Annotated in this window: 18 protein-coding genes; 13 read left to right on the top strand and 5 right to left on the bottom strand. The window is 47.0% G+C overall.

What is annotated here, in order from left to right; genetic code table 11:
* The first annotated feature begins 9 nt into the window (after positions 1-9).
* Positions 10-864 (top strand): Omp28-related outer membrane protein, encoded by an 855-nt coding sequence (locus RA156_RS00185; RefSeq protein WP_306641790.1) that lies wholly within the window; start codon positions 10-12, stop codon positions 862-864.
* Positions 864-1,481, top strand: coding sequence for a porin family protein (locus RA156_RS00180; RefSeq protein ID WP_306641789.1), 618 nt, complete (start codon positions 864-866; stop codon positions 1,479-1,481). Before RA156_RS00185 ends, RA156_RS00180 begins: the two co-directional genes overlap by 1 nt.
* Here RA156_RS00180 and RA156_RS00175 read toward each other — a convergent pair.
* Positions 1,478-4,591, bottom strand: a complete 3,114-nt coding sequence (locus tag RA156_RS00175) for a WD40/YVTN/BNR-like repeat-containing protein (protein ID WP_306641787.1) — start codon at positions 4,589-4,591, stop codon at positions 1,478-1,480. The two genes, RA156_RS00180 and RA156_RS00175, sit on opposite strands and share 4 nt — an antisense overlap.
* A gap of 151 nt (positions 4,592-4,742) precedes the next feature.
* Between RA156_RS00175 and RA156_RS00170 the strand changes: the two genes are divergently transcribed.
* From RA156_RS00170 to RA156_RS00145, 6 genes are read left to right on the top strand one after another with little or no spacing between them, the layout of a single operon-like run.
* Positions 4,743-7,754, top strand: a complete 3,012-nt coding sequence (locus RA156_RS00170) for a hypothetical protein (protein WP_306641785.1) — start codon at positions 4,743-4,745, stop codon at positions 7,752-7,754.
* A gap of 24 nt (positions 7,755-7,778) precedes the next feature.
* A complete protein-coding gene (locus RA156_RS00165) occupies positions 7,779-9,011 on the top strand; it encodes a glycosyltransferase family 4 protein (RefSeq protein WP_306644190.1) in 1,233 nt (410 codons plus the stop codon).
* On the top strand, positions 9,008-10,087 hold the full coding sequence (locus tag RA156_RS00160; protein WP_306641784.1) for a glycosyltransferase family protein: 1,080 nt from the start codon (positions 9,008-9,010) through the stop codon (positions 10,085-10,087). The genes RA156_RS00165 and RA156_RS00160 overlap by 4 nt, the downstream gene beginning before the upstream one ends.
* A complete protein-coding gene (locus RA156_RS00155) occupies positions 10,084-10,914 on the top strand; it encodes a glycosyltransferase family 2 protein (protein WP_306641783.1) in 831 nt (276 codons plus the stop codon). The genes RA156_RS00160 and RA156_RS00155 overlap by 4 nt, the downstream gene beginning before the upstream one ends.
* Positions 10,915-10,917: 3 nt before the next feature.
* On the top strand, positions 10,918-12,015 hold the full coding sequence (gene wecB, locus RA156_RS00150) for a non-hydrolyzing UDP-N-acetylglucosamine 2-epimerase (protein ID WP_306641782.1): 1,098 nt from the start codon (positions 10,918-10,920) through the stop codon (positions 12,013-12,015).
* Complete coding sequence (locus RA156_RS00145) at positions 12,012-14,462, top strand: glycosyltransferase (protein WP_306641781.1); 2,451 nt, start codon at positions 12,012-12,014, stop codon at positions 14,460-14,462. The genes wecB and RA156_RS00145 overlap by 4 nt, the downstream gene beginning before the upstream one ends.
* Positions 14,463-14,633: 171 nt before the next feature.
* Here the strand turns inward: RA156_RS00145 and RA156_RS00140 are convergent, their stop codons facing one another.
* On the bottom strand, positions 14,634-15,113 hold the full coding sequence (locus RA156_RS00140; RefSeq protein WP_306641780.1) for a nuclear transport factor 2 family protein: 480 nt from the start codon (positions 15,111-15,113) through the stop codon (positions 14,634-14,636).
* A 96-nt stretch (positions 15,114-15,209) separates the two neighbouring features.
* On the opposite strand from RA156_RS00140, the gene RA156_RS00135 reads away from it, so the two are divergent.
* The 4 genes from RA156_RS00135 (at position 15,210) to RA156_RS00120 (ending at position 18,277) form a co-directional block, all read left to right on the top strand.
* Positions 15,210-15,632 (top strand): winged helix-turn-helix transcriptional regulator, encoded by a 423-nt coding sequence (locus RA156_RS00135; protein WP_306641779.1) that lies wholly within the window; start codon positions 15,210-15,212, stop codon positions 15,630-15,632.
* A gap of 218 nt (positions 15,633-15,850) precedes the next feature.
* Positions 15,851-16,429 (top strand): hypothetical protein, encoded by a 579-nt coding sequence (locus tag RA156_RS00130; protein ID WP_306641778.1) that lies wholly within the window; start codon positions 15,851-15,853, stop codon positions 16,427-16,429.
* 66 nt (positions 16,430-16,495) lie between these two features.
* Positions 16,496-16,927 (top strand): hypothetical protein, encoded by a 432-nt coding sequence (locus RA156_RS00125; RefSeq protein WP_306641777.1) that lies wholly within the window; start codon positions 16,496-16,498, stop codon positions 16,925-16,927.
* 219 nt (positions 16,928-17,146) lie between these two features.
* Positions 17,147-18,277, top strand: coding sequence for a DUF2652 domain-containing protein (locus RA156_RS00120; protein WP_306641776.1), 1,131 nt, complete (start codon positions 17,147-17,149; stop codon positions 18,275-18,277).
* Positions 18,278-18,283: 6 nt separating this feature from the next.
* On the opposite strand, the gene RA156_RS00115 is transcribed toward RA156_RS00120, so the two are convergent.
* Positions 18,284-18,778 (bottom strand): LEA/WHy family protein, encoded by a 495-nt coding sequence (locus RA156_RS00115; RefSeq protein ID WP_306641774.1) that lies wholly within the window; start codon positions 18,776-18,778, stop codon positions 18,284-18,286.
* A 43-nt stretch (positions 18,779-18,821) separates the two neighbouring features.
* Entirely contained in the window at positions 18,822-20,207 is a 1,386-nt protein-coding gene (locus RA156_RS00110) for a dipeptidase (protein ID WP_306641773.1), read from the bottom strand.
* A gap of 137 nt (positions 20,208-20,344) precedes the next feature.
* Between RA156_RS00110 and typA the strand changes: the two genes are divergently transcribed.
* The gene (gene typA / locus RA156_RS00105) at positions 20,345-22,123 is read left to right on the top strand and encodes a translational GTPase TypA (protein ID WP_306641771.1); all 1,779 of its coding nucleotides are present in this window, start codon (positions 20,345-20,347) and stop codon (positions 22,121-22,123) included.
* Here typA and RA156_RS00100 read toward each other — a convergent pair whose 3' ends face one another.
* Positions 22,124-24,637 carry a T9SS type B sorting domain-containing protein gene (locus RA156_RS00100; protein ID WP_306641770.1) on the bottom strand — a complete coding sequence of 838 codons (2,514 nt, stop codon included), beginning with the start codon at positions 24,635-24,637 and terminating at the stop codon, positions 22,124-22,126. It abuts the gene before it with no gap.
* Between the last annotated feature and the right edge of the window lie 16 nt (positions 24,638-24,653).

Here is a 24,653-nt window from a genome sequence, read left to right as displayed (position 1 = left end):
CAATCAGTTATGAAAAAACTTCTAGGAACCCTCGCCATTGCATCGCTGCTGTTCGCTTCATGTGATCAGATTGATGACCCTGTGGTACCGGTAACCACTAATTACCGCGCTGACCTTTACGGAGATGCCCCAATATTTGGTGCAGCGCCAACAACGGGTGTTAACGTATTCATCGAAGACTTCACTGCTCATCAATGTGGTAATTGTCCGGATGCGGCAGTGATCGCAGAAGAGATATATGAAGATCACCCTGACCGTGTTGTCCTCTTGGCTGTTCACGCCGGAAACCTCGCCGTGACTAACCCTGAAGATCCATACAGCACTGATTGGGTGACAGATGAAGGACAATTCTTCTGGGACCAGCTTGATTTCCAAGCAAACCCGATAGGACGTATTAATCGTTCTGGTGGACCAGGAAACTTCTACACTCCTTCCCTATGGGAAGACCAGGTAGCTTCATACTTGAGTAATGATGCTGCCGTGAATCTGCAGATGTCAGCGAATTACGTGGCAGAGAACAATCACCTCAACCTTCACGTGAATGGTCAGTGGGCTTCTGATTACGAGAACCCAACGAACCTGATCATCCTATTCTCTGAAAGTGAATTGTATGATTGGCAGCTGTGGTATGGAAATGATCCTGAATCAGTGCCAGATTACCACTTCAAGCACACTCTTCGTGGATCAGTAACAGGCCCAACAGGACTTTCATTCTCATCTGGTGCAAACAGCGGAGATGAAGATCAGAACGATTACACTTTCGAGTGGAATATGGACTGGATCATGGAGAACTGTGAAGCCATAGCCCTTGTTGTAGACAACGTGACTGGTGAAGTAGTGAACGTGACAGCGGTACATCTGTAATGCGATTGCTCGCCCTCATATGCTGTTTATGTCTTGGAGGTGCACTCCAAGCGCAACAGGTATTTGATGCCGGTATCTACGGAGGCATCATCACTTCTCAGGTAGACGGAGACAACGCCCAAGGATTCAATAAGATTGGTTTTACTGGAGGAGGATTTGTTCGAGCAAATCTCTCTGAGCGTCTTGCCGTCCGAATGGAAATGGGCTACGCTGGTAAGGGAAGCCGTCGTCCATCAGACCCTGACAATGGAGATTTTTCTAGCTGGGGGTATACCTTCCACTATGTAGACGTACCTATTTTGGTCGAGTACACGCTGTTGAACGGTATGATGATCGATGCTGGGCCATACGTTGGCTACCTCATCAGCAGTCAAGGTCTATTTGATCGAGCCGAATACGACATCGTCAACCCTTCGATGGAAAACATTGATGTAGGTATTGCTGGAGGAATTGGCTACGAGCTTGATGGCGGACTTTTCTTTATGTCACGCTACAGCATGAGCGTTATTCCGATTCGAAACTCCCCTGACCCCGGAAATCTCACCACTGTTTGGGACGGTGGAATGGCCAATATAGCCATTCACTTTACCGTCGGATATGCGATTACTGGTGGTTAAAGATCACCCCAGTCTTTGAACGGTGACATCACCGTCTTTTCTACTTCTTCTTGCCACGCTTTCCAATCACCATTGAAGAAAGCATTGACGTCTTCGATCACGAGGTCTACTTCGCGTTTTGCCTTGTCGAGTGCGTTGATGGCATTTTGCCCTGGTGCACGTCCAAAGTCTGCATAGGAGTATGCCGTCCAGATGTGCGACATGATTCGCTCTGTTACACTGTCGTATCCTTCTTCCTCTTCAGGACGCATAAAGCGATGTTCTAGGTCTTTCAATACGCCGTTGAGCGAGTCAGCTTGCGACTTGAGATCGTTCAACAAAGTATCTTCAGCTATCGTGATTTGCTTATTCACAAAGCCAATGATGTCTTGTGCCTCACGGATGCGTGTGAAGGTCTCTTCAGCACGTTCGATTACTGACTGCACGTTCAATTCATGCTCGCGTGCAGCTTCGGCCACCGCAGCATCGTATTCCATGCGCTCGTCTACATCGATTGTTAGGATGGTGCTGTCTTTCATCCCTTTGTATTCAAGTACAAGTTTGTAATCTCCTGGAAGAGCGGTTGGCCCACCTCCTGGTTCTGAATCGTCGTTACGTTTTCTGCGGCTTGGGAAATTCACCCCTTTGGTGTCCATCCACCAGCTGCTGCGTGTCACCCCGCTGTCTGGTGAAAGCTCGAGAGAACGAAGCGTATCTCCATTCATAGCCAATACATAGAGGTTTGCCTTCGTATCCATTTCTTCAGCATCCATGCTGTCAGGAAGTACGTACCAGCTAAGAGCCGCTCCGCTGCGCTTGTTGGAACCAGCCCAGAGGTGGTCTGCACCAAAACGAGCTCCTCGAGGACGTTTCCATGAATGAATTAGGGCTGTGTTTGGCTCAAAGATTTTCAAGGCAGGCAGTTCCGATTCCGCGGTAGCGCGTAACGGACGAATATCATCAAGGATATACACACCGCGACCAAAAGTACCGATGATCAAATCATGTTCACGTGGGTGAATCTTGAGGTCCATCGTGCTCACTGCAGGGTAATCATGCTCCCATTTGTTCCAGTTCGACCCTTTATCAAATGACACATACAGTCCATTTTCCGTACCTAGGAAGAGTAGATTCTCTTCAATTGGATCTTGAACCAGACTCAATGAATGACCTGAAACCATCTCTTCATCAACGATGCGTGTCCATTTGCCGCCGTAATCTGTGGTGTGGTACACATATGGGTTCCAATCGTTTCTTCTGTAGTTATTTGCGACCACGAAAGCCTCAGCCGGGTTGTGAGGGGATGCGATGATCTGAGCAATCCAGCTTCCTTCTGGAAGTCCTTTCAAACGCTCACTTTGTTCTTGCCACACCTTTCCACCGTCACGGGTTACCTGAACATGTCCGTCGTCAGTACCCACCCAAATCACGTCTTTATCGTGAATACTTGGCTCAATACAGAGAATACATGTGAAGTTCTCAGCTCCAGTAGCATCTATGCTCAAACCACCAGAAATTGCTTGCTGTTGCTTCGTGGTGTCATTGGTAGTCAAGTCTGGTGAGATAATCTCCCAGCTTTCACCATGATCAGCTGATCGGTGGAGGTATTGACTGCCGAAGTACACTCCGTTCTCATTGTGCGGGTCAGCAGCGATTGCGGCGTTCCAGTTGAATCGAAGCGTTTCACCCTCCGGATGTCTTGGCTGAATGAAACGCATATCACCCGTTTCAATATTCACCCGAGAGACATAACCTCCCTGAGACATCGAATACGCATAATTCAAATCTGAAGGATCGGGAACTACATCGAATCCGTCGCCGAAGCTGATTTCTTGCCAGTCTTCATTGCGAATACCTCCGCTGTGCCACACATATCCTGGACCTTGCCACGAACCGTTGTCTTGCATTCCCCCATACACATGGTACGGAGTTGCCATGTCGTAATTGATATGGTAGAACTGACCAACAGGCAGATTGGTAATGAACTCCCAATCTTTTCCTCCGTCACGACTAATATTTAATCCCCCGTCATTTCCATTGATCATGTAGTTATGATCATCTGGGTGGATGTAGAACGCGTGGTGATCTGGGTGTACCCCGCTGTAAGGCAGGATAACATTGAAGTTCTTTCCTCCATCAATACTCTTGCTTACCATTGAGTAAAGATTGAAAAGTGTGTTTTCATCACCAGGGTGGGCGTAAATGTCTGCGTAGTAGAACGGACGATTTCCAATGTTCTTCGTTGAAACCAGTTCCCATTCGAAACCTCCATCAGTGCTTTTATATAAACCGTTCTTCTTAGCTTCTACTAGGGCGTACACCACGTTTGGATTCGCTGCAGAAACCGCGAGTCCGATACGACCAAGATCTCCTTTTGGCAATCCGTCTTCTTCTGTACGTTCCGTCCAAGTTTCACCACCATCGAAGCTGACGTAGAGGCCCGAGCCTTCACCCCCTGAATTGAAAGTCCATGGCTTGCGGCCGTGTTCCCACATGGCTGCAAAGAGTTTATTAGGATTTACTGGGTCAACGATCAAATCTGCACAACCCGTTTCGTCATTGACGTAGAGTACTTTGTTCCAAGTCTCACCGCCATCTGTGGTTTTGTAGATACCTCTGTCTTCAGATGGGCCCCATGCTGAACCGGGAGCTGCTACCCACACGGTATTTGGATCGTTTCTGTGAACGATGATTCTATGGATCGTTTTCGTTCCTTCCAATCCCATCAAAGTCCAATGCTTTCCACCGTCAATACTTTTGTAGATCCCTGCTCCTGAAGTGTGGGAGTTTCTAGGATTCCCTTCTCCAGTACCGGCCCAGATCACATCTGGGTTGCTAGGATCAATCTTCAACGCACCAATAGACTGAACGGCTTGATCATCAAAAATGGGCTCCCATGTGATTCCTCCGGATACAGATTTCCAGAGTCCACCAGAGGCTGTTCCAACATAAATGACGTTTGGTTGATCGCGCACAACGTCAATAGATGTGACACGTCCACTCATTGTACCAGGACCTACATGGCGCATGTCCATGTTCTTAAATTGATCCATGTCTACTTGAGCGAATCCAGCAAGGGAAAATAGGAGCAGTCCGACGAGCGTCGGCACGAATTTTGGTAAGCTATTCATGATCGGATTTCTTTCGGTTGATGAGCAAGATACAAAGCAAGTCATCATCTAATTCAGATTGTTGATGAGCGGTCCCTAGGTCATCCGAAACACCCGATGAACTCAAACTTTCGTATCTTTAATGTGTCTGAAAAGGCTAACCTAACCAGTGATGAATACAGTGAGAATCCTCATGGGATGCTTGGCAATGATCCTGAGCATGAACCCATTGAGTGCAAACGCCCAATTTGAAACAGATTGGCTGCGTTCCTTTGCAAGTGGAGAGGGAAATCGGATGGAGCCCATCAGCTCTGTGATCAACAACCAAGGCGATTTGGTGATCGTTGGTCAATTCCGTGGAACCGTAGATGTTGATCCTTCCCCTTCGTACTTCCCCATTACCACCTCTAGTCCAAGTTCTGAACGCCCATTCATCGTGGTGTACGACGCCAATGGCGCATTGATTTGGGCACAAGCTTTTAACGCAGGCAGTAATTCTCGCTACAACGATGTCGCTGTAGATGCGAATGACAATATCTACGTCATTGGCACTTTCGGAAATACTTTCTTCCCTGATCCAAGCGACCCCTCAAATACAATGACGGCATTTGAACCGAATGAGTCAGATGCGATGATCGTTTCATACAATAGCAATGGCGACTATCGATGGGCACAGCTTCTTACTGGGCCTGGTGCCGAGAGTGGCTCAAGCCTTGTGATTGATGGCACGCAAGTGATTACCACCGGAGCTTTTAGTCAGACACTTGACCTTGACCCTGGTGCGGGCGAAGATTTGGTTTCCACTCCAGGAGCTTTGGCCGGCGGTCAGCAGATTTGGTTTTCGTCATACACCACCGGAACCGGTTCTTACAATTGGGGAACAAGTGTTGAAGGGACCCTGAACTTCGACTATCCCAACCAACTTGCTTTAGACGATGCGGGTAATTTCTATGTTACTGGAAAATTCAGGGGAACGAAAGACTTTGATCCTGGCGCTGGAAATACCACTACAGTTGCGGTAGGAAACGACGATATCTTCGTAGCCTCTTACCAGAATGATGGGACGTTCCGATGGGTCAATGCCATGGGCTGGACAAGTGCCGATGCGGGTTATGATCTTGATTGGAATGATGGAGAAATTGCGGTCACAGGTACTTTCCGTTCGACTGTTGACTTTGACGCTAGCGCTGGAACGGCGAGCCTTTCTTCTAATGGTTCAGATGATATCTTCCTTGCGCGCTATCTCGACGACGGGAGCTACATCAGCGCTATGAATCTCGGCAACAACAGCAACGATCGTGTACTTAGTCTAGACCTGAACAATGATCATGATGCTGTCATTTCAGGGTACTTTACTGGAAGTGTAGAATTGAATCCTAATGGCAGTTCTGTGCAAGCCTCTACGCAAGCTACGGATGCTTTCACTGCCGTGTATGACGCGAATAATGAATTGCTTTGGTATGATCAGGTAGCCAGCTCCAGTTTTGCCGAAGGAATTAGCGCGGCTTTTAGTGCTGTTGATGAAGTGTATTCCGTTGGGAATGGACAAGATCTGCTAGACCTTGACCCCAATGGAGGAGGACTAGCATTGGACTACAACGCCGTAAGTGGGGCCAATCTTTACGTTACCAAGCATAACGCGATGGGAAGCTTTGACTTTGGCCTCGGAGTGAATCCTCTTAGTGGAGGTTCCAACGCAACGACTGAGCTGGTGTTGTTAAATGATGGTTCAATAGTGAGTGCAGGATATTTTGAAGGACAACTCTTCACAGATGAAGGCAACACTGTTCAATCAAACGGTTCGCAAAGCGCGTTCATCTCTTTGAAGGATGCCACTGGTAGTGAACAAGGATTAGCTACGTTAAGTGGTTCGAATAATTTCCAATTGAGAGGGCTGGATGTCGATAGCGACGACAATATCTACGTCTTCGGTAGTTACTTCGGTGATTTTACGTTCGAGGGCCCTAGTGGACTGGCTACAGAACCCGCTAATATCAACAATCTCGCTGGGCTTATTTTGATGAAGCTTGATAGCGACCTCAACCTCATCTGGAAAGAAACATACCTCAATCAAAATGCTATTCAAAACGCCTATGACATTGAGGTAAAAGACGATTATCTACTCATAGCTGGTGGCTTCCAAGGGAACTTAGAGTTGGATGCCGGAACCACCCTTAGCGACAATGGTAACAGTGATATCTTCTTGGCTAAACTCGACCTCAATGGTGCATTGCTTTGGGCAAACTCTTTTGGTTCTACCTCGAACGACTACGCCGTTGACATTCAAGTCGGAGACGATGATCGCATCTACATGGCGGCTATTAAGCGTTTCAATGTGGTGTTCGATCCAGCTGGGGCTGCACCGGCCATTCCAGGTGGTGGCTCCAATGACATGGTGATTGTAGCCTATGAAGGTGATGGAAGCTACCGCTGGGCTCACTTAGCCGGCGGAAATGGCACAGATGTCACGGAGATGAAGATCAGCTCGAATGGATCCCTCTTCGTACTCGGACAATTCTCTGGCACTCAAACTTTCGAGGGATCAACTGGAACCATCGACTTGAGCTCTGGAAACTCGAACGATGTTTTCCTCCTGAAGTACACGGTGAGCGGTGACTTAAGCTCGGCCACCAACGTAACTACCAGTAGCTTCAACGCTGAGGCAGGACAAATGACACTTCAAAACGATGTAATCAGCGTGAGTGGAATGGTGAATCTCACAGGTTCGCTTGCTTCTTCAGATGGGAATATCGTGTCTTACGATGTTTTAAACGAACGCACTTTCATTGCTCAATACGACACAACAGGTGTACTTAATGCTCACATCATCTTTAGTGGTGATATCGGTCGAAATAAGTCGTTAGCTCTAGCTCAAAATGATGACTCCATGGTAATCGGAGGAGAGTTTGAGCGGACGATGATTATCACAGATGATAATGGCGATGTCACATCCCGATCTTCTCTTGGGGAATACGACGGATACGTGTTGAGATTCGGCGCTAGCCTAGGTGACTGCCCGGGAGACTTCAACGGAGATGGCGAAGTGAACACCACCGATCTACTGACCCTTCTTGGCGATTTCGGTTGTACGGCGAACTGTCAAGCTGATCTAACAGGCGATGATCAAGTGAACGTGGCTGATCTTCTCGGCTTTCTTTCGACGATTGGACTTCCCTGCAATTAGGCCGTTCCTTACCTTTAGGCCGTGATGAAGGCCACAAAGCCGGTTCTCGGAATCATTAGCACCTGGTTCGAACGCGGCGCAACTCACGTCTCTCTTGCGTACATAGCTGCGCTTCAGGAGCGATTCACCATACGCGTGTATGCGCGTGCCGGTGATGAATTCCCGCACAATGACCCCAAATGGGCTCAAGACTTTGTGCATTGGGGCGAATTCTTGCCTGGGGCGCTTCGAACCACCATTGATTGGAACGACTTCAGCGCTTGGATGAAGCGCGAAAATCCCGCTTACCTTCTCTTCAACGAACAACACAGTTGGGATGTCATCCACCGTTTACTGGGCTTAAAAGATCGACCGTTGATCGGTGCATACATCGATTACTACACTGATTCCACCACTCCCTTTTTCGCTCATTATGACTTCCTGCTCTGCAACACCAAACGTCATTACAGCGTCTTCGAACACTTGCCTGGTGCCATGTATGTTCCTTGGGGCGTAGATCTTTCGTTGTACTCTAGCCCTGAACGGGCGGAACGCGGTTTCCGCTTCTTTCACTCCCTAGGCTACAACCCTGATCGCAAGGGAACCGATCTGTGCGTAAAGGCTTTCAAAAGACTTCCGAATGAGGATATTCAACTGATACTTCACGCCCAACGTCCACTTTCTGATTTCCCAGAATTACAGACAGCCGTAGAATCAGACCAACGCATTGTTTGGATCAATAAAGAAGTGCCTCCACCAGGACTCTATCACGAAGGAGATTGGTATGTGTACCCTTCTCGTCTTGACGGCATAGGTCTTTCGTTACCTGAGGCCCTCGCTAGCGGACTTCCAGCTATTGTACCCGACGAAGCCCCAATGAATGAATTCATCAACGAGGGGGAAAACGGATTCCGCGTTAGCGTAGAAAAGCACTGGAAACGAGAAGACCAGTACTACTGGCCAATGAACGAGGTGAACGTTGAAGCCTTGAGTAACGCGATGCAACGCGCGGTTGATGATCGTGAGCAACTGGAAAGCTGGCAACAAAGAACCTTACTACACGCCGATGAGCAGTTGGATTGGAAGAAAAATGCGCAACATCTTGGAACCGCCTTGGAGAAGGTTGAAAAACGCCCAATTGACAAGCAACTCTTTCAAGAATCACTGGCTTTTGAGCACCGTCAGCAACCGAATTTGACCTTCAAGCATAAAATGCACCGATTCCTCATAAAACTCGGGGCCCGTCAGATCAAACGGGCTATCTTCGGGAGGTCTTGAATTTCGAGGAAAAAATAATCTGGATTATCTCGCCTGAGCCTTGGGCAGAACAGCTACTTTCTAAGCACCACTACGCATTAGAATTAGCTCGTCGTGGCAATGATGTCGTCTTCATCGAACCACCTGGAGGATCTGCTGAACCTAGAACAATTGAAGGTATAGAGAATCTTCGCATCATGTCTTGGCACCCGTTTAAAGGACTGCGAAAACTTCCTGCGATTATTGCTAAACAATTACAGCGTAGAGAGCTCATTAAGATTGCCTCGATTACCAAAGGAAAACCCGATATCATTTGGTCATTTGATAACTCGCGATTCTTTGATTTGAATGTAATCAAAGGGGCTACCTCGATTCATCATGTGGTAGATCTCAACCAAGATTTTGAGTGGAAACGCGCCGCAGCTACGGCCGACCTTTGTCTTTGTACCACCCGATTTATTGAAGAACGATTAAAGGAAAAGAACGAGCGCAGTTTCAATATTGGTCACGGATGCAACGCAATTCCAGCTCCCGAATGGACAAATCCACACCCACGGACACGCGTGGTATACAGCGGGAACCTGTTGATTGAATTGTTAGATCGTGAACGGGTATTGAATGCCGTCAAACGATTCCATTACGCCGATTTTCATTTTGCCGGGGTGCACGAGGCAGGAGACTTTATGAAGAAACCGAGTCAAGCAGCACTTAACTTCGTAGAAGAACTGAAGACCCTTCCCAATGTCACCCTTTTGGGCCCGTTACAAGGTCGCGCCTACCACGAGTGTCTGGCTTCTGCAGATGTATTTATGGTGGCCTATCAAACAGATGAATATGAGCAGGTTGCGAACCCGCATAAGATCTGTGAGTTCTTAAGTACTGGACGTGTGATCGTCTCCAATATTCTTGATAGTTATTGGCAATTGGAGCTTTTCGAAATGGCAGATGAAGAAGCCGTCTGGATGACCTTGATGGAACAAGCGCTGAACGATACGGCTTCATTCAACTCACTTGAATTACAGGCAAAGCGTCGCGCATTCTGTGATGACCGCAGCTATAAACAACAAGTTGATTACATTGAAGAACTCCTTCAATGAAACCACTCGTAAGCATCATACTTCCCTTTTTCAACGCCGAAAAGACCTTGGAACAAGCCGTTCAATCGGTTTTAGATCAAGCCTATGACCATTGGGAGTTGTGGTGCATCAATGACGGGAGCTCCGATGGCAGTCTGCAAATTGTTGAGCAGTATTCCGACCCACGTATTCACTTGATCACTCAAACGAATGCTGGCGTAAGTGCCGCTCGAAATCGTGGCCTCCAGTCCATGACCGGTGACTTCTTTTGCTTCTTGGATGCCGATGATCAACTGCTACCCAATAGCTTAGAAGCCCGCCTACCCCTTTTCGATGATCCTGAAGTTGAATTTGTAGACGGAGCTGTGCAATTGTTTAGCGATGACAACGGCAAAGACCTGGCTGTGAACTCTCGCAGCTTTTCAGGCAATCCCTTCGAAGCACTGCTCTCACTCGATGAATCGTGCTTCTTCGGACCTACTTGGATGATTCGAAGACGAGAAGGTAAGACCTATCAATTCAAAGAAGGCTTGACGCATTCTGAAGATTTGTTGTTCTACCTGTCGATTTCATCATCTGGAGAATATCGTTCCATTCCATCTCCTGTGTACCGTTACCGAACCGGGAATGTGAGTGCCATGTCTGATCTGGGAAAACTCGACCGAGGTTATCAAGAAGTGGCCAACGAGCTCGCTTCCTGGAAGCACGTGTCCGATTCGGCGCTAGCCCAATTCAAAAAGAAGACCACCAGCATCATGAGCAAGTCGTATATCAAAGGCGGACAACTGCAGGCTGGTATCAAAAGGTGGTTGCGTAAGCAGGCCTTAACTCAGAATGATGATATTTGAGGTGTGAAGATCGACCTCATCATAGGCACACGTCCTGAAGCTATCAAATTAGCCCCTGTTTACCGTCGGCTGAAGACCTATCCGGGTATGGAGCCTCGCATCGTCTTCACTGGCCAGCATGATGAATTGATGAAAGGGATTCCATCAGCATTTGACATCTCCCCTGATTTCCAACTCGAGGTTATGCGGAAAGGACAATCATTGGCTGCCCTTACAGGTCGATTACTCACTGCACTTGACCAACACAATCAAGACAACAAGCCTGACCTTGTACTCGTGCAAGGAGACACCACCAGTGCCTTTGTGGGCGGGTTGGCCGCCTACTACCACAAGATTCCTGTTGGACACGTAGAGGCTGGCTTGCGCACTGAAGATATTTACGCCCCATTCCCTGAGGAGTTCAATCGCCGCGGGATTGGGCAATTGGCCACTGTACATTTTGCACCAACGCCACGCGCTTTTCAGTTGTTGAAACAGGAAGGACACGAGGAAGTGCATTTAACAGGAAACACCGTGGTTGATGCGATTCAATTCATGCGTGAGAAGATCTTAGACTCTCCGGTTGACCTCCCATTTTCTATTCCTCCTGGACAAAAAATGGCGCTTGTAACAGTGCATCGTCGAGAGAATCATGGAGAAGGACTAAAATCCATCTGCAAGGCCTTACAGACGATCAACGCAACTCATTCGGATCTCCATTTAGTACTTCCCGTCCATTTGAACCCTGAAGTACGCGAGGTCATTCATCAGGAGCTCGGAAATCGCGAACGCATTCACTTAATCGAGGCACTGAGTTACCCAGAAATGGTGGCAGCGCTTGACCAAGCTCACTTGCTGATTACTGACAGCGGCGGACTTCAAGAAGAAGCTCCTGCTTTCGGACTTCCAACGGTGGTTCTTCGTGAGAAGAGTGAACGCATGGAGGCGGTTGAACAGGGCATAGCAACGCTGGTTGGGAATGATGAAGAAAAAATTATCCAAGCGGTTGATCAAGCCTACCGGCGGAACGCTTCCGCTTCTGAGATGGTCAATCCTTTTGGAGATGGCTTAGCCTCTATGCGAATTGCAGACATCATCGCCCATCTATTCATGCCGGCGTGAAGATCTTAGTGATCACATATTGGAGCTTCAAAGAACCACTCATTCACGCGTGGACTTTGCCTTATCTCGATATGATTCGCGATGCTGTAGGCGACGAATGTGAGATTCACCTTTTCACGCTCGAAAAGGAACAAATGCAGCTAAACGCCGAAGAGGAAAAGGCAGCTAGACAAGAGTTGCAAAGCAAAGGCATTACCTGGGTGAAGCGAGATTATCATCACTTTGGTTGGCGTGCCATGCGAGCTTGGCTCGGGAACTTGTGGATGCTTCGTCGTTACGTGAAATCCAACAACATTGAGGTCATTCATGCCTTCGGTAGTCCAGCCTCAACATCAGCACATGTGATTAGCAAGTGGACGCGTGTACCTTACATCGTGGATAGCTACGAGCCCCATGCTGAGTCTATGGTCGAGAATGGTTCTTGGAAAGATGGCTCGCTAGCCTATCGCTTGCTCTCGTACTTTGAAAAACGTCAAACCCGAAACGCTTTTGCCACCTTGGCTACTTCCGAGGGAATGCGCGATTATGCGGCCACCACCTACGACCATGTTCCGCGTCGTTTCTTGAACAAGCCGGCTGTGGTTGACCTTGATCAATTTGGGCCTGACCAGCAAGTTGAAGGCGTCAGCCGTTCCGCCTTAGGCGTAGAAAAAGAAGACATTCTGTGCATTTACGCAGGTAAAGTGGGCGGCATTTATTTGCGTCAGGAAATTTTCGACTTCTTCAAGGTTTGTAGCGAGCGATGGGGTGATCGTTTTCGGGTGATTATGCTGAGTGATCTCAAAGAAGATGAGCTTCGTGATCTATGCGCTAGCGCGGAATTGGACCCTGCCACTATCATACTTCGTTTTGTTCCGCATGCCCATGTAGCCGCCTATTTAGCATTGGCCGATTTTGCCATCAACCCAGTAAAACCCGTGCCTTCAAAGCGCTACTGTACTTCCATTAAAGATGGTGAGTATTGGGCCACTGGCTTACCTGTAGTCATCCCCGCTAATATCTCAGACGACTCTGATCTGATCAAACAAGAAGGCATCGGCGCGGTGATGGAAACATTGGACCGAACGGCTTATGAAGGTGCCGTGACAACGATCGAGGAACTCATTCAACCGGGGAATAGGGAGAAGATTAGACAACGTATTCGAGAAGTGGCCGCCCAATACCGTGGCTTAGACATCGCTCGAAACTCCTATCACCAGATCTACGCTCCGGGTGGTCTGTTGGAGCAGCGTCCAAAGAACTTTGTGGTCTTGATTTACAATAGTTTCCGTGATCCGCTTTTCCAGAACTTGGTGTATGAGTACATGGTGGAACAGTCTCGACGACACTGGAACTATCAATTCGACCTGATCACCTTTGAGCAACGCAAGTACCAATTGCCAAAGGAAGAGCGAAAGACGATTCAAGCTAAGCTCACAGCCTATGGTATTGATTGGTCTCCACTGACTTATCACTCTGGGAGTTTCATGTTTATCAAGAAGGCTATAGATTTCACCAATGCCTTCATTCAAGTGGTTCGCATCAGACTGCGGAAGAAACCGGAAATGACGATTGCCTTTGCGAATAACTCCGCAGCGATATCCTTATTGATGTCGAAAGTCCTGGGGTCAAAGCTGATGGTCTACTCTTATGAACCCCACAGTGAGTTCCTAGCTGAATTCGGAATTTGGAAGCGCTCGGGATGGCGCTACAAGATCTTAAGTCGCCTTGAAGACCGCGTTGGTAAAGACGCCGACTACATTCTGACCGGAACCGAACACATGGTCAAAGAACTCAAAGGAAAAGCCAAAGGATCAGTTCATCGTGCACCCTCCAGTGTAGACCAACAGAAATTCAATTTCGACCAAGAAGCAAGAGACCAACTACGCCAGGAGCACGGCATCACAGAACATAAAGTATTGATCTACGCTGGGAAATTCGGTGGTATCTACTACGACCATGAAATTGCACAGTTCTGTGCTCAATTGAAGGCTTCTGATCCTAATTGGTATTTCGTGTTCTTGAGTCCGAGCAAGAAGGATGAAGTACGATCTATTCTATCTGAGGGTGGTCTTACCGAGCAGGATTATCACCTTTCAGAAACACGTACACCGGAAGAAATGGCTGCTTGGCTCTCTGCCGCCGACATTGGTTTAACCGCCATTCCACCCTACCCAAGTCAACGATTCCGCTCCCCAGTAAAAGTGGGCGAATACCTCATGTGTGGTCTCCCCTACATCACCTGTCGCGGCGTCTCTGAAGACGACCAATGGGCTGAAGAATACGAGGTAGGAGTGGTCATAGACGAAATCAGTTCTGCGTCAGCGAAAGAAGCACAAACACAAATTGACAAGCTCCTCGAAGAACCCAAAGAAAGCTTGCGATTACGCTGTAGAACAACAGGAATCGCCTACCGAGGAAGAGCGCAAGTGGATGAGCTGTTTGAAGTAATCCTCGCAGACGCGTAGGTTGTAATCTATAACCGATAAACGATAATCTATAACACTTAGGGCCTTTTTTTGGACGAGAGACGAGGGTCTAGGGGCCAGAGTCTTTGATTCAGTGATTTTCCGTCAACCGTCAACCGTCAACCGTCCACAGTCCACAGTCCACAGTCTACCAACCATAAAGCCTTCAGTCTAAAACAAAGTATTCTCATTCACCGTCTTCCCTCCTACCATCCACGAGTAGAATCGCATGAAGCCGTTGATGGGTTGAATGGCATCCCAATGTTCCACTAGCCTTCCGTCTTTGATTTTCCAGGTATCGATGATGTTGAAGCCTTTTTGTGGGTTCCCGCGGTCTTTCTTTTTGGTGGTGACGTGCGATTGAATAGTCACATAATCTCCGTCGACGTACATGTGTTTGACATCGTAGGTGTACTCTGGAAATTGCTTTACGAATTTACTGACGTAGTCAACCACTCCCTTCACACCGTTGGGCATGCTTCGGTTGTGTTGGATGTAGCTTCCTTGATCGAAATTCTTTAGCACGTATTCAATGTCGTGATCATTCATCAGGTGCTGAATGAAGTCTCTTACTAGATCGGCATTTGCATGTTCTTCGCTTGTCCAGTTCGGACGTTTCAACTTTTCTAGGTCTACTTTCAATGTTTCCATAATGCTTCGCTTTCGCGGAATTTCTCCGCACATTCATTAACTTGCAAAAAACAAGTAAAGCAAAGATAGAAGCTTTTACTTGCAATTTACAAGTGAATGGCAAAAAAAGGTGAACTGCGATCGGATTGTCCGATCAACTACGCCCTAGAATTTCTGGGTGATAAGTGGACATTACTCATCATCCGCGACCTGGTATTTGATGGGAAACGATTCTATAAGGAGTTCCTTTCTTCCAAAGAAAAGATCGCCACCAACATCCTCTCAGATCGATTAAAACGACTAGAATCCATAGGCATCCTGGTATCAAGCGTCTATGAGAAACAGCGAACTCAGAAGATCTACAAACTCACCCAAAAGGGCATCGACCTCACCCCCATGCTGATTGAAATCATCATCTGGTCAACCAAGTACAAGGAAGGTTTGAATGTGAGTCCGGAGTTTCTGAAGAAGCTGGAGGAGGATAAGGAGAAGACGGTTGCGGGGGTTGTAGAAGCAATCTCTTCTAGGCTTAAGGCTTAGGGCGTATGGCTTAAGGCCAACTAATCATTCATTAATTACTATTCATTATCTATTCTTCACCCCGTCCACCGTCTACCGTCTACCGTCCACTGTCCACTGTCCACTGTCCACTGTCCACTGTCCACCATAAACCAAGAATACTTCAATCCCATTTCCTCCGTTCTGTTGTCATGCGCTTTGCCTTTAAACTCATTTTAGTTTTTTGTCTCGGACTTTGTATGAACCATAGTATGGCTCAAAAGCCACTGGATCTGAAATGGTTAGAGGCCAACTCATTCTATCATCAGCTAGATAGCATTCGATTCTCTACTGAGGAAAAGTGCTTTGATCTTTCCCACTTACATTCACTTTCGGATCAAGAGTTTCAGACGGTTTTCCAGCACACAACAGAAGATATCGAATACATCGAACGAGGGTATGGTAAACGTCCGTCTCACTTGAAGAAATTCGAGGCAATGCCGAGCTATCTTTATGCCTTTCAAGGAATAGACATTCACGGATTCGATCAAAAGACCGCGAAGGTGCTTGTTCTTCAACACGACACCCTTTCCAACGAGCTCCATCTCTCGGAGCTTTTTTACTCTACTGGAGGAGAACTCCAGAATTGGGCCTTCTATGAGCTCGCCATCTTTGCACCAGACAGAAACTTGGAACAATTCAGCACCATCAAAGCAGGTAAAGAACCTCAGACCTATGAAGTCTTTCAATACGAAAACAACGAACTAACAGAATTCAAATGGCTGACAACCAATTGCTGTGATTTTGGGGTGGTTGACTCAGTTTACACAACAAATTAGGCTAAGGGCGTATGGCTTAAGGCGTAGGTAAATCTTGCTCAGTTACACTCAGAACGAAGGAATCACATGAAGTTTAAGAAACGAGTTATTCAGCTTTCCATAATGATTGTTTTTGGTGCTCTCATTGTGCTTTCAATACCAAAAAACACCTACCCACTTGCCCATCTGATTAATAATAGTTCGTTGGAAGTAACCGTAGTCAATACGCTTGATGAAGATGAAGTGATCATCGAGTGCATTCATTACGACCATGTGGCGATCAATGACATAGTGCACGAATCAGGAACTACCTATCGAATCCCTAAAGGTTATGGTGAATTCGATTGGGTTTTCCATTATCAAAACGTCTCGGCGAAAATCCGTCACTTCTCCACAAACAACTGGCACGATCACGATTACTTCGTCAAGTTCTATGAAACTAGTGGTGGAATCTACTGCGATTTTAAAGTCGAAGGTCCTGATCCGATGCCTTTGAAGACATTACAATTGAGGGAATAGGCTTAAGGCCTAGGGCATAAGGCGTAAGGCGTAAGGCGTAAAGCGTAAAGCGTAAAGCGAATTTATAATTCATTAATTACTATTCATTATTTAAAAATCATTCCGTCCACGGTCCACAGTCCACCAACCATCCTTCACAATCATTAACCGTCTGAATCCAGACCCATTCTCAAAGGTTCGTTACCTTGCATGTACTTGTGCGGCCACAAGTATCGAAACATGTCTAAGTCATTACTCTTCTTGCCAGATATTTCTGGTTTTACCGAATTCGTTCAGAATACGGAAGTCGAACACAGTCATCATGTGATTTCTGAATTGCTCGAGTTGATTATCAACGCGAACATCTTGGATATGAAGGTGGCTGAAGTTGAGGGCGACGCGGTTTTCTTTTACCGTGAAGGTGAGCTTCCTTCTCGTGAGCAGCTCCTCGCACAAGCTGAAGAAATGTTCACGGCGTTCTACTCGCATTTGAAGCTTTTGGAGCAGAATCGAATTTGTCCGTGCAATGCGTGTTCTTCGGCGCCGAAACTTGATCTGAAGATCATTGTTCACGTAGGAGATGTAGAGTTCATCACTATTCAAGGGAACAACAAACCTTTTGGAAAAGAGGTGATTGAGGCCCATCGAATCATGAAGAATTCAGTTGACTCGAAGAATTATCTCTTGATTTCAGAGTCTGGGGCCCAAGCCTTTGAACTCCCTGTTGATCATCCAAGTCAGTTGTTTGATTTCGAACGCTCAGAAGAGGAGGTTGACGGAAGACCGTTCCCGTATTTCTGGGCTCAGCTAGATCGTAACAAGCTTAAACTTCGAGAATTCCCTGCAGCGCGTTTTATGGATCCTCAAGGACCTGCAAATCTGCGTTTGGGAGTAGACCTGAATATTTCGCAGCAAAAGCTCATCCCGTTTGTGACTGATTTCGGAAACCGTCATCTGTGGAATGAGGGGGTTGATTCTTATGAATTCAATCAGCACGAGATCACCCGTTTTGGATCTGAACACGTCTGCATTGTCAATGGGAAACACCTCAACGTAGTATCAGTAACCGCTCCACCAGAATCTGATGAGGTGGTGTACGGTGAATTGAATGAGACCATTCCATTCACTGATGAAGTGCTCGTGTTGTTTAGACTATTCCACGTTAGTGAAAACACGAGTAAGATGATTGTCGACGTTCACTTCTCTTTCAATTCGAAACTGAAGAAGATGATCTTCCTTCCCTTGCTTAAATCAAAGCTGGGCAAGTCATTGAAGCGAAGTATGGAGTTATTAGAGCTTGCATTGAACTCGAATGCCATTGGTCCGAAAGCAAAGAAGCCCGAGGTGATCCCCCAGGCTTCTGCATCGTAATTAAGACTATTCGAACTCTGATTCTTTCATATCGAACTCTTCTTCGAAATCAAATGGGACTTCCCGTTTGAACATCATGGCTTTACCAGTTGCAACACCAGTTAAACGCACGGTTTGCACCTTCTTGGTGAGGATGTTAAGCAAGCCTCCAAGAATACTTGTTGAAGAATTACTATATCGACCCTGAACAGTCACAGTGAATTCTCCTGAAGTCTTCTTAGGAATCACAAGCTCATTCACCAAAGACCCTTTCCCCATATGTTGCCCGCTAATGTATATGTCAAAATCTGACTCGGTTAATGAGAGCTTATACCAATTAGGGTTCTCTATATAGACGGTCACATCGGCTTCAAACTCTTCTGCAGTGAATTTGGTGACAATGATATTTCGAATCTCTTTCACCTCCACATCCTTGTAGCCACAAGAAGTCAAGGTCAGCGTAGTCAGCAAGAGCATAAACATGCTCAACCGACTCATTGGTGCGTTTAGTAGTGCTTTCATAGGTCGATTTTAACGAAGTAAGGGCAAAGGGCGTGCCAGAGCCTTATTTCTTCATCTCCACAAAGTACTTGTAGAACAACGGAATAGTTTCAATTCCCTTGTAATAGTTGAAGAGTCCGTAGTGCTCATTTGGTGAGTGAATCGCATCTGAATCCAATCCAAAGCCGAACAGAACTGTCTTCAAACCAAGGATCTTCTCGAACGAAGCTACAATCGGAATCGAACCACCGCTGCGCACAGGAACTGGCTTCTTTCCATACGTTTCTTCCATGGCTTTCGATGCTGCTTTGTAAGCGATGCTATCAACTGGTGTCACCGCAGCTTCCCCACCGTGGTGCGGAGTCACTTTTACCTTCACACTCTTCGGTGCAATGCGTTCAAAATGCTCTTGGAATAGCTTCGTGATCTTCGTTGAGTCTTGATTCGGAACGAGACGCATGCTGATCTTCGCATATGCTTTCGATGCAATGACTGTTTTGGCTCCTTCACCAGTGTATCCACCCCAAATTCCGTTGACATCAAGGGTTGGACGAATAGACAAACGCTCAGGAACAGAGTATCCTGTTTCGCCTTCTACATCACCGATATCAATGCTCTTCTTGAACCCTTCTTCACTGAATGGCGCTTTTGCCATTTCCGCGCGCTCTTCAGCAGACAACTCATCTACATCATCGTAGAAACCTTCTACTGTGATGTGTTGATGCTCATCTTTCAATGACGCGATCATCTCACACAAGATGTTGATTGGGTTTGGAACTCCTCCTCCGTAGAGTCCAGAGTGGAGGTCACGGTTTGGCCCAGTTACTTCTACTTCCACGTAGCTTAGTCCGCGAAGCCCTGTGGTGATTGACGGAATATCGTTGGCGATGATTCCTGTATCAGAAACCAAGATGACATCTGCGGCAAGTAGTTCTTTATTCTCTTCTAGGAATCCATCAAGATTTTCTGAACCCACTTCCTCTTCTCCTTCAATGATGAACTTCACGTTACATGGCAGTGAATCAGTGTTCATCATCGTTTCGAAAGCCTTCACGTGCATGTAGAATTGACCTTTGTCATCACATGCTCCACGAGCGAAAATGGCTCCGTCAGGGTGGATGTCTGTTTTTTTGATCACCGGTTCAAATGCCGGAGAATCCCATAGATCTAACGGATCTGCTGGCTGAACATCGTAGTGTCCGTATACCAGTACGGTTGGTAAGCTCGCATCGATGATTTTCTCACCGTAGACGATAGGGTAGCCTGGTGTTTCCATCACGATCGCCTTGTCAGCTCCTGCCTTCAACAAGTGATCTTTTGTAGCCTCAGCCATGCGATGAACGTCATCGCTGTAAGCCGGGTCAGCACTGATGCTAGGGATCTTAAGTATATCGATCAGCTCCTCTAAGAAGCGGTCTTTATTGGATGTAATGTAATCCTGAATTGACATGGGTTATAGTTTGGGAACGGCAAGATACGACGAAAGATGACGATAGCCCTTTCACACCAACACCTTGATTTCTTCGCACTTAATAGTTCTCAACCACTAGAAAGGTCGTACTTTTGCGGCCTTATTTACTAGGCTTCATGAGCTCAATTCGAAATATCGCCATCATCGCGCACGTCGACCACGGTAAAACTACCCTCGTTGACAAGATCATTCAGGAATGTAAAGTTCTTGATCAACGTAAGGATACAGGGGAACTTGTTCTTGACAACAACGACCTCGAACGTGAGCGTGGAATCACGATCCTCTCGAAGAACGTTTCTGTGACTTACAAAGGGGTTAAGATCAATATCATTGACACTCCAGGACACAGTGACTTCGGTGGAGAAGTAGAACGTGTTTTGAAAATGGCCGACGGTGTATTGCTGTTGGTTGATGCCTTTGAAGGACCAATGCCACAGACGCGTTTCGTTCTTTCGAAAGCACTTGAATTGAAGTTGAAGCCAATCGTGGTGGTGAACAAGGTTGATAAAGACAATTGTCGTCCTGACGAGGTACACGAAGCCGTGTTTGACCTTATGTTCAATCTAGAAGCGACGGAAGAACAGCTCGACTTTGAAACCCTTTACGGTTCAAGTAAGCAGGGTTGGATGAGCACAGACTGGGAAAAACCAACGACTGATATCACTGCCCTCCTTGATGCTGTTGTAGAACACATTCCACCAGCACCATTCCACGAGGGTCCGCTTCAGATGCAGATCACGAGTCTAGACCACTCTCCATTCACCGGACGTATTGCTATCGGACGTGTGTACCGAGGTACGATTCGCGAAGCTGAGCAGATCATCCTCTGCCAAGCTGAAGGAGTACAGAAGAAAATGAAGGTGAAAGAGCTCTTCGTTTTCGAAGGACTTGGTCGTACGAAGGTGAAGGAAGTAGGTAGCGGTGACCTTTGTGCCGTTGTTGGTCTTGAAGGTTTTGACATTGGTGATACGATCGCTAGTCTGGAACAGCCAGAGCCTTTGCCACGAATCGCGGTAGATGAGCCAACAATGAGCATGTTGTTTACGATTAACAACTCGCCATTCTACGGTCGTGAAGGAAAGTACGTGACATCTCGTCAACTTCGTGAGCGTCTATACCAAGAGACTGAACGAAACCTAGCACTTCGTGTAGAAGACACGCAAAGCGAAGATACCTTCATTGTATACGGACGAGGTATTCTTCACTTGTCGATTCTTGTAGAAACAATGCGTCGTGAAGGCTACGAGCTCCAGCTTGGTAAGCCTCAGGTATTGACTCAGGAGGTTGATGGTCAGAAGCACGAACCCTACGAGACATTGGTGATCGATATTCCAGAAGAGTCTTCAGGAAAAGCGATTGAGCTGGCTACACAGCGTAAGGGTGACTTGATGGTGATGGAACCAAAAGGAGACCTTCAGCATCTGGAGTTCGACATTCCTTCTCGTGGATTGATTGGATTGCGTAGTCATTTGATGACTGCTTCTGCTGGTGAAGCGGTAATCACGCACCGTTTCCGTGAATTCGGACCCTGGAAAGGTGAAATCGGTGATCGTCGTAAAGGAGTGATGGTTTCTATGGAAATGGGTCAAGCATTGGCCTATGCCATCGACCGTCTACAAGACCGAGGACGTTTCTTTATTGATCCGGGTGAAGAAGTATACAAGGGACAAGTTGTGGGTGAAAACACGCGTGACAATGACCTTGAAGTCAACGTGATCAAAGGAAAGAAGCTCACCAACATTCGTTCAGCAGGAGCTGACGATGCGGCGAAGATTCCACCAAAGATTCAATTTTCATTAGAAGAGTACATGGAGTACATCGGAGATGACGAATACCTAGAGATCACTCCGCAGTCTATGCGAATGCGTAAGATCCCGAAGCCAGGGAAATTCTAATTATCGGATTAGAAGTACGTGTCCTTCGAACTCTTCGTTGTTGCCAGTATCTGGCATCTTCACAACGACCTTGTATAGGTATGTTCCAGGACTAACGTAGTATCCTCCAGACTTGTTATTTCCTATCCAGCCTTGATTTGGATCGGTAGTCGAGAAGATTTCATCACCCCAGCGATCAAACACGTAGAATTCATATTCAACGGGTGTGAATGCCATTTCTGGTTTGAACACCTCGTTAATTCCATCCAGGTCAGGTGTGAACGCGTTCGGGATATACACTTCTGGCGCTAAAATGACTTCTACTTCTCTACAGAACTGATCGATACATCCTTGAGGATTCGCCACTTCCAAGCAGATATCGTAGAAACCTGGAAGAGAGAATCCGTCAATTAGTGGGTTCTCTTCTTCAGAAACTGGCTGTTCATCTACGAACCACTGGTGAGTCTCCGCTCCTTCACTCGAGTTGAGCATCTGCAGACGTTCTGCATCATCGTAAACGATGGTTCCTTCCGCGATGTCAAATCCAGCGAGTGGCAATTCATACGCGCAAAGAAGGTCTTCATAGTTCAAGTTGATCAGACAGCCCTCGTTTGAGATTAAGGCAACGTCTACATCAAAACATCCTGGAGTTTCGTAGGTGTGCGCCGTTGCGGCACCAGAACCCACTGTTTCATCTCCGAAGGCCCACGTAATGGTCTGGAAAGCTTCTTCATCTGTCAACGAGAAAGCTGCTACAGAAGGCAGACATGGCGACTCATATTCAAGCGTCAATTCCGGAGTTGGAATAACTGCTACTAGTAGATCAACTTCCGTCGTAATTCCTTCTGGAGTGCATCCATCAGAAAGCAACACGGTATATGTATCCGATACCGACGCGTTGAACTGAAGCTGTGCATCCGCACCTACGTTTCCTGTTGAGCTCGTCCATTGCCAAGTGTAATTACCATCTCCCCCTTCGGCGTTAGCCAAGAAAGAAACCAAATCACCAGGACAAACATCTTCGTTCTCCGGACCGGTCAATACGAGAGGATCGTAAACCGCAATCTCAGTACAAACTTCAGCAGAAGGACATCCATCAGGGTCAACCGCAGACACACAGAACTGATCACCCGCGACTGGTGTCACGTCGATAGCCTGTGCTTCTTCAAGAGTAGACCACGTGAACGTAAGATCATCATCTGGCGAAGTTGCTTCCAAGGTCACCGTGCTTCCTTCACAAATCGTTATCAGTGGATCAACGGAAATGGCTGGTGCTGGCTGCACCGTGAAAAGCTCAGAATCTGATGCTTCACAACCTAAATCAGAAACAATATCGAAGGTATGGAGGCCTTCACAAAGACCGGTAGTCAATCCGTTGGAAGGTTCACCGTCAACAGTGAACGTCCAGTTATCTTCCACCGTCAATTCTACTTGTCCATTACACAATCCTTCACATGCAGGGCCTAAGGTCACCAACGAACTGAAATCAGGATTGGCTTCAAAAGCGACGTCAACTTCGTCAGTACCGACACAACCTGCGAGGGTTACTGATACTTCAACTGTGCCTGTTTCTAAAACCGTAAAGAACTCAGCTCCTACCTCTCCGTTCCAAGCGATTTCATCCCAACCGGCGCCGGCATCGAGAATGACATCTACATCTTCGCAGACCAAAATGTCTTCACCGAGATCGGGCTCAGGAATTGGGTTCACATTGACATCGTAGGTATAGGTATCGTCGTTTGGAGCTTCTACCAGAATCGTCACACTTTCAGGTGGGTTGAAGGTGTAGATATCTGTGGTAGCAAACACCGTAGTGGTGTTGTCATCGTTGACAGTAGACCATGTCGCATCCGGTCCAAACCCAGGATCGAGGATTACCTGTTCTCCAGCACAGATCGTTACCGACTCATCGAATGATTCCGATTCTACGATTTCGATACAATCCATGAAAATATTCTGGGCACAGCTTGGGAAGTATCCAGGACTGAACACCAAGTATTCATAAGCTTGATCCGCTGTAAAAGTCACGGCATACGGCTCCCATTCAGTGTTATCTACTGTTTCTGTACAGAATAACTCCGTAGAACCAGCCATCAATGAAGGGTGACTTGCGATCACATTCAAAGGAGGTTCTTCCATAAAGCCGTATACACAGAGGCCTCCGCAAACAGTGCTGTATCCGCCGCCGGTAGGCATCTTTAATTGAATCGTAAAATCATAGGTCTCTCCGGGAACGAGTGGAGCTGGAAGTTGAGACCCAATGGCTTCAGCGCTACCATTCGCATCTCCGTAGGAGGCAAATCCCATGTAGGCATCACCACATGCTGCTTCACCATCGGTTGGGAAGGCTGATGAAGTAAAATCGCAGGCATAGAAATCTGCAGATTCAACCACAATGAACCATCCATCTACCATGCTAACTTGACCAAGACTTGGCGGACAGCCATCATTGATCTCGAAGTCTCCATTGTAGAAGATCTGAGCTCCTGCAGCGAAGGGCAGGAGGAAGAGTGAGAGTAGTAGTAAGTTCTTCATAGATATAGCCTTCATA

The organism is Sanyastnella coralliicola (genome assembly GCF_030845195.1).
In the GTDB taxonomy this organism is placed as follows: domain Bacteria; phylum Bacteroidota; class Bacteroidia; order Flavobacteriales_D; family Sanyastnellaceae; genus Sanyastnella; species Sanyastnella coralliicola.
This window is presented reverse-complemented; position numbering and strand designations above follow the sequence as displayed.